At 32.9% G+C, this 255-nt stretch carries 1 protein-coding gene; it reads right to left on the bottom strand.

Annotation, left to right across the window (positions count from 1 at the left end; genetic code table 11):
* A partial coding sequence (locus ACYQ2O_RS13470) for a reverse transcriptase domain-containing protein (RefSeq protein ID WP_459796858.1) occupies positions 1-255 on the bottom strand: 255 nt, incomplete at both ends.

Raw genomic sequence — 255 nt, forward strand, 5'->3', positions numbered from 1 at the left:
ACGAAGTCGTCGGCATAACGAGCAAATTTATGTTTTCTTCTTTCCAGTTCTCTATCTAAATGATGGAGATAAACATTGGCTAATAGAGGAGATAATGGACCACCTTGTGGTGTCCCCATATCTGTTTCAACATAAAAGTCTTGGTCTAAAATACCCGATTTGAGGAAGTTCCAAATTAATTTTAGAACGATTTTGTCTTGTATATAGTATTCCAGATAATTTCGTAATTTTTGATGATTAATTGTATCGAAATAA

The sequence above is a fragment of the Alkalibacterium sp. m-11 genome, from assembly GCF_054658155.1.